The organism is Streptomyces sp. NPDC031064, from assembly GCF_055570965.1.
The window spans coordinates 1,188,210-1,202,007 of record NZ_JBVIGF010000001.1; the positions used below are offsets into that span (position 1 = coordinate 1,188,210).

Consider the following 13,798-nt stretch of genomic DNA (forward strand, 5'->3'; position numbering starts at 1 on the left):
CTCTCTCAAACGCCGTCCCCCGCCCCGACGGTGACCGGTCGTGGCGGCGTTCAGGCCGTAGCGTGTCCGGCATGGGAGAGCTGGGACGAGAACGACTGGTGATCATCGGTGGGGACGCGGCCGGCATGTCCGCCGCCTCGCAGGCCCGCCGGCTGAAGGGCCCCGACGAGCTGGAGATCGTCGCCTTCGAGCGGGGGCACTTCACCTCCTACTCGGCGTGCGGGATTCCGTACTGGGTCGGCGGCGACGTCGACGGACCGGACCGGCTCATCGCGCGTACGCCCGAGGCGCACCGGGAGCGCGGCATCGACTTGCGACTGCGGACGGAGGTGACCGAACTCGACCTGGACGGCGGGCGGGTGCGGGTACGGGACGCCGAGTCGGGCGCCGAGTCGTGGGAGGGCTACGACAAGCTCGTGATCGCGACCGGCGCCCGCCCGGTGCGGCCGCCGCTGCCGGGCATCGACGCGGCGGGCGTGCACGGGGTGCAGACGCTGGACGACGGGCAGGCGCTACTGACCACGCTGACCACGCTGAACGGTACGGCGGGGCGGCGCGCGGTGGTCGTGGGCGCCGGGTACATCGGCGTGGAGATGGCGGAGGCGCTGCTGAACCGCGGCTACGAGGTGACCGTCCTCAACCGGGGCGAGCAGCCGATGTCGACGCTCGACCCGGACATGGGCAGGCTGGTGCACGAGGCGATGGACGGCCTCGGCATCACGACCGTCGGCGGCGCGGAGGTCACCAAGATCCTCACCGGTGACGACGGGCGGGTGCGGGCGGTGGCGACCGAGGACGCCGAGTACCCCGCCGATGTGGTCGTGCTGGGCATGGGCGTGGCGCCGGAGACGACCCTGGCCCGCGAGGCGGGGCTGCCGCTGGGCGAGTACGGCGGGCTGCTCACCGACCTGTCGATGCGGGTGCGCGGCCGGGAGGACATCTGGGCGGGCGGCGACTGCGTCGAGGTCCTGGACCTGGTCTCGGGCCGCGAGCGGCACATACCGCTGGGCACGCACGCCAACAAGCACGGCCAGGTCATCGGCGCCAACGTGGCCGGCGGGTACGGCACGTTCCCGGGCGTCGTGGGTACGGCGGTCAGCAAGGTGTGCTCCCTGGAGATCGCCCGCACGGGCCTGCGTGAGCGGGACGCTCTCGCCGTGGGACTCCGTTTCGTCACGGTGACGGTCGAGTCGACGAGCCGGGCCGGTTACTACCCGGGGGCGGCGCCGATGACGGTCAAGATGCTCGCCGAGCGCCGCACGGGCAAACTGCTGGGCTGCCAGATCGTGGGGCGCGAGGGGGCCGCGAAGCGGGTGGACATCGCGGCGGTGGCGCTCACCGCCGGCATGACCGTGGAGAATGTCACGGCCCTCGACCTGGGCTACGCACCGCCGTTCTCGCCGGTGTGGGACCCCGTGCAGGTGGCGGCCCGCAAGGCGGTGACGGCGGTGCGGGAGGCGGGGTGACGGACGGAGGCTAGGGTCGGGCGTCATGATCACTTCATTCAGCGACGCCTTCGTCCGTGCGACCGAGCCCCATGCCGCCTGGGCGTGGGAGCAGCTCGAAACGTTCACCGCGTTCATGCCCTCCGGCCCCTGGACGGCCGACCTCGGTCAGTGCCTGTACCAGCAGGGCGGCCGTGAACTGCGGGTCTCCGTGCTCGGGACGTTCGACGAGTCCGACGGCTCGTGGCTGTGGGGCTGGGCCAACCCGGGGTTCGGCGACATGCCGGTGGTGGGCGCTTCGGCGGAGGTGCGCCGGCGCGGTGAGCGGGCCGGGGTGCCGGAGTTCACCGAGGCGGGCCTGGACCTGTCCGCGTTCCCGGACCCGCGCATGGCGGTGGAACACCTGGCGTTCGGCGCCATGGGCGTGCTCGCCGCCGCCGGGTACCTGGGGGTGGAGGCCGCGCCCGGGACGCGGCTCTACCTGGTCCCGGACGACCCGTCGGTGCCGCGCACCGCGCCGGACGCGGTCACCCTGCCGCGGGTGCTGCTGACCGGGGCGGGCGCCGTCGAGGGCGCGGTGCCGCGCGCGGTGGTGGGCGGGTACTTCGCCCACCACGGGCTCGCCCAGCGCCCGTCGCCGACCGCGATCGGCGCCGACCTGCCGAACGGTTCACCGGTCATGGTGTCGTTCGACGAGGCGGGCCGGATCGCGTCGGTGAACGTCACCGCCCTGTAGGGAGGGTCAGCGGGCGGTCCGCGTGTGGACGTACTCCACGAGGCGGGTCAGGGCGTCCGGGTCGGTGGTCGGCAGGACGCCGTGGCCGAGGTTGAAGACGTGGCCCTCCAGCCCGGCGGCGGCGTCCAGGACCTCGCGGGTCTTGGCCTCGACCGCCTCGGGGGTGGAGAACAGGACCGCCGGGTCGAGGTTGCCCTGGAGCGCCTTGCCGGGGCCGACCCGGCGGGCCGCCTCGTCCAGCGGGACGCGCCAGTCGACGCCGACGACATCGGCGCCCGCCTCGCCCATGAGGCCGAGCAGCTCGCCCGTGCCGACGCCGAAGTGGATGCGCGGTACGCCGTACTCCTCGACCGCCCGGAACACCTTCGCGGAGGCGGGCATGACCGAGCGGCGGTAGTCGGCGGGGGCGAGGGCGCCGACCCAGGAGTCGAAGAGCTGGATCGCGGAGGCGCCGGCCTCGATCTGGACCTTCAGGAAGGCGGCGGTGATCTCGGCGAGGCGGTCCAGCAGGTCGGCCCACAGCTCGGGGTCGCCGTACATCAGGGCCTTGGTGTGCTCGTGGTTGCGGGACGGGCCGCCCTCGACGAGGTAGCTCGCGAGGGTGAACGGCGCGCCGGCGAAACCGATGAGCGGGGTGGAGCCGAGCTCGCCGGTGAGCATCCCGATGGCCTCGGTGACGTACCGGACGTCGTCGGGCGTGAGGTCACGCAGCCGCTCCAGATCCTGCCGACGGCGGATCGGTTCGGCGACGACCGGGCCGACACCGGGCTTGATGTCGAGGTCGACACCAATGGCCTTCAACGGCACCACGATGTCGCTGAAGAAGATCGCGGCGTCGACCTTGTGCCGCCGTACCGGCTGGAGGGTGATCTCGGTGACCAGCTCGGGCCGCATGCACGACTCCAGCATGGGGATGCCTTCGCGGACCTTCAGGTACTCGGGCAGCGACCGTCCCGCCTGCCGCATGAACCACACGGGCGTGTGCGGTACGGGCTCGCGCCTGCACGCCTTGAGGAACGCGGAGTCGTAGGTCTTCGTCTGCTGGGCGCCCGAAGCGCTGTCGTTGGCACTCACGCCCCGAATCTTCGCATGTGCGGCCAAGCGGCTCGCGTGGTGAGGGTGTCCCTCCCTGCGCGAGGCCGTCCTTCCGCCTACTCTTCCCCGCATGGCTGCGGCTCAGGGACAGTTCTCCGATCACTCCGACAATGCCGAAGGAACGGACGACAGGGAGGGTACGCCCGTCCCGCCCGCCTTCCGGCTGGCGGTCGAGGCCCTGCGCGGGGCGCGGCTGCGGCCGGAGATCGAGGTGGACCCCTCCCGCCCGCCGCAGCGGCTGGCCCCGTACGCGTACGCCCTGGAGGCGGCGGTCGTCGAGGGCGAGGAGGACCTGGCGGACGGCCGCCTCGTGCTGCTGCACGACCCGGCCGGGCACGAGGCCTGGCAGGGCACCTTCCGGCTGGTGACGCTGGTGCGGGCGGAGCTGGAGCCGGAGATGGCGGCCGACCCCCTGCTGCCGGAGGTGTCCTGGTCGTGGCTGACGGGCGCGCTGGAGGCGCGGGGCCTGTCGTACGAGGAGGCCTCGGGCACCGTCACCCGTGCGGGGTCTCACTACTTCGGTGGACTCGCGGAGCGGCGCCCGGCGACGCAGATCGAGATCAGGGCGTCCTGGACGCCGCGCGAGGGCCGCGGCGGGGTACCGGACACGGCGGCGCACCTGGCGGCCTGGTGCGACCTGCTGTGCCAGATCGCGGGCCTGCCGCCCTCGGGCCCGGGCCCGGTGGACCCCGGCTCGGCCGCCGTGGTGTCCCTCCCCCAGCGCCGAGGCCCCCAGCACCCGTAGGGCTCCGCCCTCCGGGCCACCCGCGGACCGCACCGGAAGCCCCGTTGTGGGCAGTCGTTCCGCAGGGCGGTGGGGCTCCCCCCTGCTCGAGCGAAGCCGAGAGCTTGGGGGAGGGTGGGCACAACGGACCGGGGCGGTGCCCTTTCTGCGGTGCCCCCTGGGGCGGTGCCTGCCGGCGGGTGGGGGGCGGGGCCCCTCCGGGCTCACCTCCTCGAGGCCGGCGGCCTTGGGCACCGGTACGGGAGCCGTTCGGTTGCCGCCAGCCTCTGCGGGGGCGACCCTGCACGGCCCCACCCCGGGCGGTACGCCGTCTGCCGGCCGGTGGGGCGTCAACGCCGCGCCTCGCCGCTCACCGGGCGGGCCGGGACGGGGGGCCGAGCGCGTAGGCTGCGGCGCCTGTCGCGTCCGGGGGCGGGCACCGTTGCCGGGGCCGTACCCGCGCCCGGGGGCGCGGCCCCGCCGGGACGGCGGGCGCCCCGCGTGGGACAGGGCGCTCGTAGGATGATCGATCGCCCGTCCGAATTGCCCCAATTGTTACTCACTAAATCGTGATCTTCCCCTAAAGGCGGACGCCAGGGCTGCCGAAGAGGTCTGTGACCCTTCAAACACGGTTCGCCCGGCTTCTTCCCCGAGCCGGCTGTGTCCCGCACCTTCCCAGGAGGCCTGGTGTCCGTTCTCCTCGAGCAGCCCGCAAGCCTGGTCGCCTACCGCCCGAACAAGCCGACGGCCATGGTCGTCGTGGCCGACCCGCGCGTCCGCTCCACCGTCACCCGCCACCTGTGGGCCCTCGGAGTGCGTGACGTCATCGAGGCGTCGTCCATCGCGGAGGCTCGTCCCCGCGTCGGCAGCCCGCGCGACATCTGCGTTGCCGACGTCCACCTGCCCGATGGCTCCGGGCTCACCCTGCTGTCCGAGACCCGTGCCGCCGGCTGGCCCAACGGGCTCGCCCTGTCGGCGGCCGACGACATCGGTGCCGTACGCAACGCGCTCGCCGGCGGCGTCAAGGGCTACGTCGTCACCGGCACCCGCACGAACATCGGCCACCCGACCCGCCCCGGCGCCGCCCCCATCGGTGCCGCCGCCGCCCGGCTGCACCGCCGTCCCCCCGGCGCCCCGAGCCACCCGGGCGGCTACCGCGAGCTCTCCGGCCGCGAGGTCGAGGTGCTCCGGCTGGTCGCCGAGGGCCAGTCGAACAAGGCCATCGGCGTATCGATGGGCCTGTCCGCGCTGACCGTCAAGAGCCACCTGGCCCGCATCGCCCGCAAGCTCGGCACCGGCGACCGGGCCGGAATGGTCGCCGTGGCACTTCGTACGGGAATCATCCACTGACCGGTTTACATCACACCCGCGCCCGTCGACGGAACGTTCCGTCGACGGGCGCTTGCCGTTCACAGATACCCTTGACAGGTGACCGACGCCCAAGAGACCGCAGCAGAGACAGCACTGCGAACCACCGGGGGCGGCCCTCCGGACGACGGCGTCGCAGCCGGCGTAGTCAACGGGACGCCGATCCCCTTGCTGGAGCCCCGCGAGGGCATCCCGCCCGTGGTGGCCGACGAGCATGCCCTCGCCGAGGTGATCGCCGCCTTCGCCCGCGGCACCGGCCCCGTCGCCGTCGACGCCGAGCGCGCGTCGGGCTACCGATACGGCCAGCGCGCCTACCTCGTCCAGCTCCGCCGCGAGGGCGCGGGCAGCGCGCTGATCGACCCCGTCGGCTGCCCGGACCTGTCCGGGCTCGGCGAGGCCTTGGACGGCGCCGAGTGGATCCTGCACGCCGCCAGCCAGGACCTGCCGTGCCTGCGCGAAATAGGCATGGTGCCCACCCGGCTCTTCGACACCGAGCTGGCCGGCCGGCTCGCGGGGTTCCCGCGCGTCGGCCTCGGGGCGATGGTCGAGTCGGTGCTGGGGTACGCCCTGGAGAAGGGCCACTCCGCCGTGGACTGGTCCACCCGCCCGCTGCCCGAGCCGTGGCTCCGGTACGCCGCGCTGGACGTCGAGCTGCTCGTCGACCTGCGTGACGCACTGGAGAAGGAGCTCGACCGGCAGGGCAAGCTGGAGTGGGCGTACCAGGAGTTCGACGCCATCGCCTCCGCCCCGCCGCCCCCGCCCCGCAAGGACCCCTGGCGCCGGACGTCCGGCATGCACAAGGTCCGCCGGCGCCGCCAGATGGCGGTCGTACGGGAGCTGTGGACCGCCCGTGACCGGATCGCCCAGCGGCGTGACGTGTCGCCCGGCAAGGTGCTCAGCGACGCGGCGATCGTGGAGGCCGCCCTCGCCCTGCCGCCCAACGTGCAGGCGCTGACCGCGCTGCCCGGGTTCGGGCACCGCATGGGGCGCCGCCAGCTCGAACAGTGGCAGGCGGCGGTGGACCGCGCCAAGGCGCTGCCGGACATGGAGCTGCCGCAGCCCGGCCAGCCGGTGCAGGGCCCGCCCCCGCCGCGCGCGTGGGCGGAGAAGGACCCGGCGGCCGCCGCGCGGCTCTCGGCGGCCCGGTCGGCCGTCTCCGCGCTCGCCGAGTCGCTGAACCTGCCGCCGGAGAACCTGATCACGCCCGACACGGTGCGCCGGGTGTGCTGGGAGCCGCCCGCCGAGGTCACGCCGGAGTCGGTCGCGGGCGCACTCGCCGGCTACGGGGCGCGGACCTGGCAGATCGAGCAGGTCACGCCGGTGCTGGTGACGGCGCTGACGAGCGCCAAGGGCTGAGGCCCGATCCGGGAGCCCCCGGCCGTACACGGCCGGGGGCTTCGCCCTTCACGGGGCGGGACTGATGTCGCCGTTGGTGTCCATGTCGAAGACGCCCTGCGTCTTGCCGTCGACCTTCAGGTGCTTGAGCCAGTGCTTGGAGAGGTTGTGCACGTTCTTGTGCTGCATCTCCCACACCACCGAATGCCCGGCGCAGGCCAGCTTGACCATGACCTTGTGTGACCCGGTGATGGCGTTGTAGAGCGCCGGGACCGAGAAGTTGAGTTCCGGATCCGGATTCGGCGGCGACGTGTTCACCTGCCGGTCGTGCTCCCCGTACACGATGAGGACCGGCACACTTCCGCCGAGGACGCCGCCCTGGGCCGCGGTGGTCTCGTTCCAGCCCCACCGGAAGAAGTTCCTGATCCGGTTCAGGCCCTCCGGTGGCCCCCATGTGCTGCCGACGGGGTCGCTCTTCATGATCGCGCCCCAGACCACGTCCTTCATCTCCTCTTCACGCTGGCCCTCGCAGTGCACCTCGTTGCCCCAGCCGTTCCAGGTCCCGTCCTTCGTGCCGAGGAAGGTAGGGAAACCCGGCCGCGGCAGCGTGCTGGGGGCGTTCGACGTGCCCTTGGGCGGGAAGACCGGCGCCAGCAGGAACAGGCTCTCGACCTTGCCCGGATTGTTGACCGCGTACGGCCCCATCGTGAACGCGGCGGCGGACCAGCCGATGAAGGCGACCTTGTCCGCCTCGCACTCTTTGAGGATGAACTCCACGACGGTGTTCAGTTCGTCCCGGTCGCTGTACGAGTTGGTCAGCTGGAACTTGTAGTTCGGCGGGCCCGGCGTGAACCCGGGCGGTCGGGGTGTCAACAGGTTCTGCTGGGCGGGGTTGACGTTGCGCGGGTCGTCCATCTTGGGGCGCGGTGACAGTCCGGAGCCCTGGAGGTCCATCATGAACACGTCGTAGCCGGCCTTGGCCAGGTGCTCGGCCCAACTGTAGGACTTGTGCCGGAGGTCGAAGCCGGCGAGCACCGGGACGCTCCGGCCGTGCAGCATGAGGACGGGTTTGCGCGGCCCGCCCCCGCCCGCTGACGCGTCCCTCACCTCCCGCACGAAGAGCTCGACCATCTCGTTCTTGTTCGCGGGGACGGTGGACTGGTGGGAAACCTTGTGGTCGATGGTGACGATCGCCATGGGGGTCCGTCCTGTCGGCTCAGCCGAGACGCCACGCCCCGGCCAGGCCAGGCTCCGTGCGCCGGGCCACGGCCGCCACAGCACCGCGTCCGGCGGTGTGACCTTCACCGCTCCCGGTGGGGGGACTGTGCAGCCTGGTTACCCGCAAGTAGCATGGGGTGTGCAAGCGCGCGCTTAGCCGCGTGCCGCAGCAGTGCAGTGCCACCCCGCACCCTGGAGGAGAGCCATCGTGCCTCGTACCGTCAGGGACGTCGTCTTCGTCGACGGCGTCCGCACCCCGTTCGGCAAGGCGGGCCCGAAGGGCATCTACCACGAGACCCGCGCCGACGATCTCGTCGTGAAGGCCATCCGGGAGCTGCTGCGCCGCAACCCCGGCCTGGACCCCGCGAAGATCGACGAGGTCGCCATCGCCGCGACCACGCAGATCGGCGACCAGGGCCTGACCATCGGCCGCACCGCCGGCATCCTGGCGGGCCTGCCGCAGTCGGTGCCCGGCTACTCGATCGACCGTATGTGCGCCGGCGCCCTCACGGCCGTCACGAGCGTCGCCGGTTCGATCGCCTTCGGCGCGTACGACGCCGTCATCGCCGGTGGTGTCGAGCACATGGGCCGCCACCCGATGGGTGAGGGCGTCGACCCGAACCCGCGCTTCGTCAGCGAGAAGCTGGTCGACGAGTCGGCCCTGTTCATGGGCATGACGGCGGAGAACCTGCACGACCGCTACCCGCACATCACCAAGCAGCGCGCCGACGAGTACGCCGTGCGCAGCCAGGAGAAGGCCGCCAAGGCGTACGCCAACGGCAAGATCCAGGCCGACCTGGTGCCGATCTCGGTGCGCCGCACCAACGCCGAGGCCGGCGAGACCGGCTGGGGCCTGGTCACCGCCGACGAGCCGATGCGCCCGGGCACCACCCTGGAGTCGCTGGCGGGCCTGAAGACGCCGTTCCGCGTTCACGGCAACGTCACGGCCGGTAACGCCGCGGGTCTGAACGACGGCGCCACCGCCTCGATCATCGCGTCCGAGGACTTCGCCCGCGAGAACAACCTGCCGGTCAAGATGCGCCTCGTCTCGTACGCCTTCGCCGGCGTCGAGCCGGAGGTCATGGGCTACGGCCCGATCCCGGCGACCGAGAAGGCCCTGGCCAAGGCCGGCCTGTCGATCGAGGACATCAACCTCTTCGAGATCAACGAGGCCTTCGCCGTCCAGGTCCTGGCCTTCCTCGACCACTACGGCATCGCCGACGACGACGCGCGCGTCAACCAGTACGGCGGCGCCATCGCCTTCGGTCACCCGCTGGCCTCCTCCGGCGTCCGTCTGATGACCCAGTTGGCTCGCCAGTTCGAGGAGCAGCCGGAGGTCCGTTACGGCCTCACCACCATGTGCGTCGGCTTCGGCATGGGCGCCACGGTCATCTGGGAGAACCCCCACTTCGACGGAGGCACCAAGTGAGCACCACCGCTGAGCTGTTGAAGGGTGCGGCCGAGCTGTTCCCGGACGAGGTCGTCACCAGCGCCCACGTACGCCACTTCGACCTGCCCTTCGGGGCGGGCCGGTTCGCGCTGATCACGCTGGACAACGGCTTCGACCACACCAAGCCGACCACCTTCGGCCCGCAGTCGCTGGCGAACCTCAACACCGCCATCGACCAGGTCGAGAAGGAGGCGGCCGAGGGCACGATCGTCGGTGTCGGCCTCACCGGCAAGCCGTTCATCTTCGCCGTCGGCGCCGACCTCAAGGGCGTCGAGCTGCTGAAGCGCCACGAGGACGCGCTCGCCATCGGCAAGGGCGGCCACGACGTCTTCAAGCGGCTGTCCTCCCTCGCCGTGCCGACCTTCGCGTACTACAACGGCGCGGCGATGGGCGGCGGTGTCGAGGTGGGTCTGCACTGCACCTACCGCACCGTGTCGAAGGCCCTGCCGGCCTTCTCGCTGCCCGAGGTCTTCCTGGGCCTGGTCCCGGGCTGGGGCGGCTGCACGATCCTGCCGAACCTGATCGGCGCGGACCGCGCGGTCTCGGTCATCATCGAGAACTCGCTCAACCAGAACAAGCAGCTCAAGGGCGCGCAGGTCTTCGAGCTCGGGATCGCCGACGCGATCTTCGAGGGCGCGGACTTCCTGGAGCAGTCGCTGCTCTGGACCGCCCAGGTCCTCAAGGGCGACATCACCGTCGAGCGCGCGGACGTCGACCGCGGCGAGGCCTGGGACGCGGCCGTCGCCCGTGGCCGGTTCATCGCGGACTCCAAGGTGCACGGCGCGGCCCCGGCCGCGTACCGCGCCCTGGACATCATCGAGGCGGCCAAGGACGGCGACCTCCAGAAGGGCTTCGACGCCGAGGACACCGCGCTCGCCGACCTGATCATGGGTGGCGAACTGCGGGCCGGCATCTACGCCTTCAACCTGGTCCAGAAGCGTGCCAAGCGCCCGGCCGGCGCGCCGGACAAGAGCCTGGCCCGCCCGGTCACCAAGGTCGGCGTCGTCGGCGCCGGTCTGATGGCCTCTCAGCTCGCGCTGCTGTTCCTGCGCCGCCTGGAGGTGCCGGTCGTCCTGACCGACATCGACCAGGAGCGCGTCGACAAGGGCGTGGGCTACGTCCACGGCGAGATCGACAAGCTGCTCGGCAAGGGCCGCATCAACCAGGACAAGGCCAACCGCCTCAAGGGTCTGGTCTCCGGCGTCCTGGACAAGGCCGAGGGCTTCGCGGACGCGGACTTCATCATCGAGGCCGTGTTCGAGGAGATGTCGGTCAAGCAGAAGGTGTTCGCGGAGGTCGAGGCGGTCGCCCCGGCGCACGCGATCCTCGCCACCAACACTTCCTCGCTGTCGGTGTCGGAGATGGCTTCCAAGCTCCAGCACCCGGAGCGCGTGGTCGGCTTCCACTTCTTCAACCCGGTCGCGATCCTCCCGCTGCTGGAGATCGTGCGCGGCGAGAAGACGGACGACGCGTCGCTCGCGACCGCCTTCGGTGTCGCCAAGAAGCTGAAGAAGACCGCGGTCCTCACCAAGGACGCCCCGGCGTTCGTCGTGAACCGCATCCTCACCCGCTTCATGGGCGAGATCCAGAACGTCATCGACGAGGGCACCCCCGTCGAGACCGCGGAGAAGGCCATCGAGCCGCTCGGTCTGCCGATGTCCCCGCTGGTCCTCCTGGAGCTGGTCGGCCCGGCGATCGGTCTGCACGTCTCGGAGACCCTCAACCGCGCCTTCCCGGACCGCTTCAAGGTCTCCCCGAACCTCAAGGCGGTCGTCGAGGCGGGCAAGCGCGGCTTCTACGTCTACGACTCGGGCAAGCCCGAGCTGGACCCCGAGGTCGCGGCGCTGCTGAAGCAGGGCGACACCGTCCTGACGGAGGAGCAGGTCCGCGCCCGCGTCCTGGACGCGGTGGCGCAGGAGATCGGCCTGATGCTCGACGAGGGCGTCGTCGCCGAGGCCCAGGACATCGACCTGTGCCTCATCACGGGCGCCGGCTGGCCCTTCCACCTGGGCGGCATCACGCCGTACCTGGACCGCGAGGGCGTCTCGGAGCGCGTGAACGGCAAGCGTTTCCTGGAGCAGGGCGTGGCGAGCGTCCCGGCGTAACCCACAACGCGACGGGCCGCGGGGGATGTCCCCTGCGGCCCGTCCGCCGTTTCCGCCCCCACCGGCCCGCAGACGGCCACCGACCGGGGTGGGGCCGTGCAGGGTCGCCCCCGCAGAGGTTGGCGGCGAGGCGTGGGCTCCCTTGCCCTGGCACCCAAGGCCGCCGGCCTCGAGGAGGCGAGCCCGGAGGGGCCCCGCCCCCCACGCACCGGCGGTGGCCGCCCCGGCCACCGACCCGCACCGGTGTCACCGGGAACAGGCACCGCCCCGGGGGGTACCGGGAAAGGGCACCGCCCCTGTCCCGTTGTGCCCACCCTCCCCCAAGCTCTCGGCTTCGCTCGAGCAGGGGGGACCCCCATCGCCCTGCGGGACGACTGCCCACAACGGGGGGAAGCCGCGCCCCGGCGGGACGACTGCCCACAACGGAAGCGAGACCGCGTCCCGCGGGACCGTGCCCGTCAGGCCTCGGGTTCCGCCAGCGCGGCGAGGAGCTGCTCGCCGTACTTGGCGAGCTTGTTCTCGCCGACGCCGCTGACGCCGCCCAGGTCGGCGAGGGTGGAGGGCGGGGCGGCGGCGATCTGGCGGAGGGTGGCGTCGTGGAAGATGACGTACGCGGGGACGCCCTGTTCCTTGGCGGTCGCGGCGCGCCAGGCGCGGAGGCGTTCGAAGACCGGGAGGGCCTCCTCGGGCAGGTCGGCGACCGCGGCGCGCTTGGCGGCGCCGCCGGACTTGGCGGCCCGTGCCGGGCGTTCCGGTTCGCTGCGGAGCAGGACCTCGCGGCGGCCGCCCAGGACGTCGGCGGACGTGTCGGTCAGGACGAGCGTGCCGTAGTCGCCCTCGACGGCGAGGAGGCCCTGGGCGAGGAGCTGGCGCACGACGCCGCGCCACTGCGACTCGTTCAGCTCCGTGCCGATGCCGAAGACGCTGAGGGCGTCGTGGTCGAACTGGATGACCTTGGCGGTCTTGCGGCCGAGCAGGATGTCGATGATCTGGCCCGCGCCGAACTTCTGGTTGCGCTCCCGCTTGAGCCGTACGACGGTCGACAGCAGCTTCTGGGCGGCGATGGTGCCGTCCCACGACTTGGGCGGCGACAGGCAGGTGTCGCAGTTGCCGCAGGCGGTGGACTCCTGGCCGAAGTACGCCAGCAGCCGCACCCGGCGGCACTCGACCGTCTCGCACAGGGCGAGCATGGCGTCGAGGTGCGCGGCCAGCCGGCGGCGGTGCTCGGCGTCGCCCTCCGAGCCGTCGATCATCTTGCGCTGCTGGACGACGTCCTGGAGCCCGTACGCCAGCCAGGCCGTGGAGGGCAGGCCGTCGCGCCCGGCGCGGCCGGTCTCCTGGTAGTAGCCCTCCACCGACTTGGGCAGGTCGAGGTGGGCGACGAAGCGTACGTCGGGCTTGTCGATGCCCATGCCGAACGCGATCGTGGCGACGACCACGAGCCCGTCCTCGCGGAGGAACCGGGCCTGGTTCTCGGCACGGGTCCGGGCGTCCAGGCCCGCGTGGTACGGGACGGCGTCGATGCCGTTCTCGACCAGGAACGCCGCCGTCTTCTCGACGGACGCCCGCGACAGGCAGTACACGATGCCCGCGTCGCCGGCGTGCTCGCCGCGGATCAGCTCCAGGAGCTGCCGCTTGGGCTCGTTCTTGGGCGCGATGCGGTACTGGATGTTGGGGCGGTCGAAGCTCGCCACGAAGTGCCGGGCGCCGGTGAGCTTCAGCCGGGTGGCGATCTCCGCGTGGGTGGCGCGGGTCGCGGTCGCCGTGAGGGCGATGCGCGGCACGTCGGGCCACCGCTCGTGGAGCGTGGAGAGCTGGAGGTAGTCGGGGCGGAAGTCGTGGCCCCACTGGGCGACGCAGTGCGCCTCGTCGATGGCGAACAGCGAGATGGTGCCGCGCTGGAGGAGCTGGAGCGTCGACTCGACGCGCAGCCGCTCCGGCGCCAGGTACAGCAGGTCCAGCTCACCGGCGGCGAACTCGGCCTCCACCAGTCGCCGCTCGTCGAGGTCCTGGGTGGAGTTGAGGAACCCGGCCCGCACGCCGAGCGCCCGCAGGGCGTCGACCTGGTCCTGCATGAGGGCGATCAGCGGCGAGATGACGACTCCGACGCCCCGGCGCACCAGCGCGGGGATCTGGTAGCACAGCGACTTGCCGCCACCGGTGGGCATCAGGACCAGGGCGTCGCCGCCGCCCACCACATGCTCGATGATCTCCCGCTGCTCGCCGCGGAAGGAGTCGTAACCGAAGACCTTGCCCAGCACGCGCAGGGCCTCGTCGGTCTCATGGGCGTCGCCGGGGGAAGTCATCCGGCGATTCTACGAG

The 13,798-nt window shown here is 72.2% G+C and carries 10 protein-coding genes; 7 read left to right on the forward strand and 3 right to left on the reverse strand.

Annotation, left to right across the window (positions count from 1 at the left end):
- Positions 1–71 precede the first annotated feature (71 nt).
- On the forward strand, positions 72–1,466 hold the full coding sequence (locus tag ACZ46W_RS05070) for an FAD-dependent oxidoreductase (protein ID WP_468331438.1): 1,395 nt from the start codon (positions 72–74) through the stop codon (positions 1,464–1,466).
- A gap of 25 nt (positions 1,467–1,491) precedes the next feature.
- Positions 1,492–2,181, forward strand: coding sequence for a DUF6882 domain-containing protein (locus ACZ46W_RS05075; protein WP_468331441.1), 690 nt, complete (start codon positions 1,492–1,494; stop codon positions 2,179–2,181).
- Positions 2,182–2,187: 6 nt separating this feature from the next.
- Here the strand turns inward: ACZ46W_RS05075 and hemE are convergent, their stop codons facing one another.
- Positions 2,188–3,255: a uroporphyrinogen decarboxylase gene (hemE, locus tag ACZ46W_RS05080; RefSeq protein WP_468331444.1), complete on the reverse strand. Its 1,068-nt coding sequence runs from the start codon at positions 3,253–3,255 to the stop codon at positions 2,188–2,190.
- 91 nt (positions 3,256–3,346) lie between these two features.
- On the opposite strand from hemE, the gene ACZ46W_RS05085 reads away from it, so the two are divergent.
- From ACZ46W_RS05085 to ACZ46W_RS05095, 3 genes are all read left to right on the forward strand, one after another.
- Positions 3,347–4,021, forward strand: a complete 675-nt coding sequence (locus ACZ46W_RS05085; RefSeq protein ID WP_468331447.1) for a DUF3000 domain-containing protein — start codon at positions 3,347–3,349, stop codon at positions 4,019–4,021.
- Between the two features lie 666 nt (positions 4,022–4,687).
- Positions 4,688–5,350: a helix-turn-helix transcriptional regulator gene (locus ACZ46W_RS05090; protein ID WP_073755186.1), complete on the forward strand. Its 663-nt coding sequence runs from the start codon at positions 4,688–4,690 to the stop codon at positions 5,348–5,350.
- A gap of 78 nt (positions 5,351–5,428) precedes the next feature.
- Positions 5,429–6,724, forward strand: coding sequence for an HRDC domain-containing protein (locus ACZ46W_RS05095; RefSeq protein ID WP_468331450.1), 1,296 nt, complete (start codon positions 5,429–5,431; stop codon positions 6,722–6,724).
- 48 nt (positions 6,725–6,772) lie between these two features.
- Here ACZ46W_RS05095 and ACZ46W_RS05100 read toward each other — a convergent pair whose 3' ends face one another.
- Positions 6,773–7,900 (reverse strand): alpha/beta fold hydrolase, encoded by a 1,128-nt coding sequence (locus tag ACZ46W_RS05100; RefSeq protein WP_468331453.1) that lies wholly within the window; start codon positions 7,898–7,900, stop codon positions 6,773–6,775.
- A gap of 229 nt (positions 7,901–8,129) precedes the next feature.
- Here ACZ46W_RS05100 and ACZ46W_RS05105 point away from each other — a divergent pair, with 229 nt between their 5' ends.
- Complete coding sequence (locus ACZ46W_RS05105; RefSeq protein WP_468331456.1) at positions 8,130–9,350, forward strand: thiolase family protein; 1,221 nt, start codon at positions 8,130–8,132, stop codon at positions 9,348–9,350.
- On the forward strand, positions 9,347–11,476 hold the full coding sequence (locus tag ACZ46W_RS05110) for a 3-hydroxyacyl-CoA dehydrogenase NAD-binding domain-containing protein (protein ID WP_468331459.1): 2,130 nt from the start codon (positions 9,347–9,349) through the stop codon (positions 11,474–11,476). Before ACZ46W_RS05105 ends, ACZ46W_RS05110 begins: the two co-directional genes overlap by 4 nt.
- A gap of 458 nt (positions 11,477–11,934) precedes the next feature.
- Here the strand turns inward: ACZ46W_RS05110 and recQ are convergent, their stop codons facing one another.
- On the reverse strand, positions 11,935–13,782 hold the full coding sequence (gene recQ, locus ACZ46W_RS05115; protein WP_468331462.1) for a DNA helicase RecQ: 1,848 nt from the start codon (positions 13,780–13,782) through the stop codon (positions 11,935–11,937).
- Positions 13,783–13,798 lie beyond the last annotated feature (16 nt).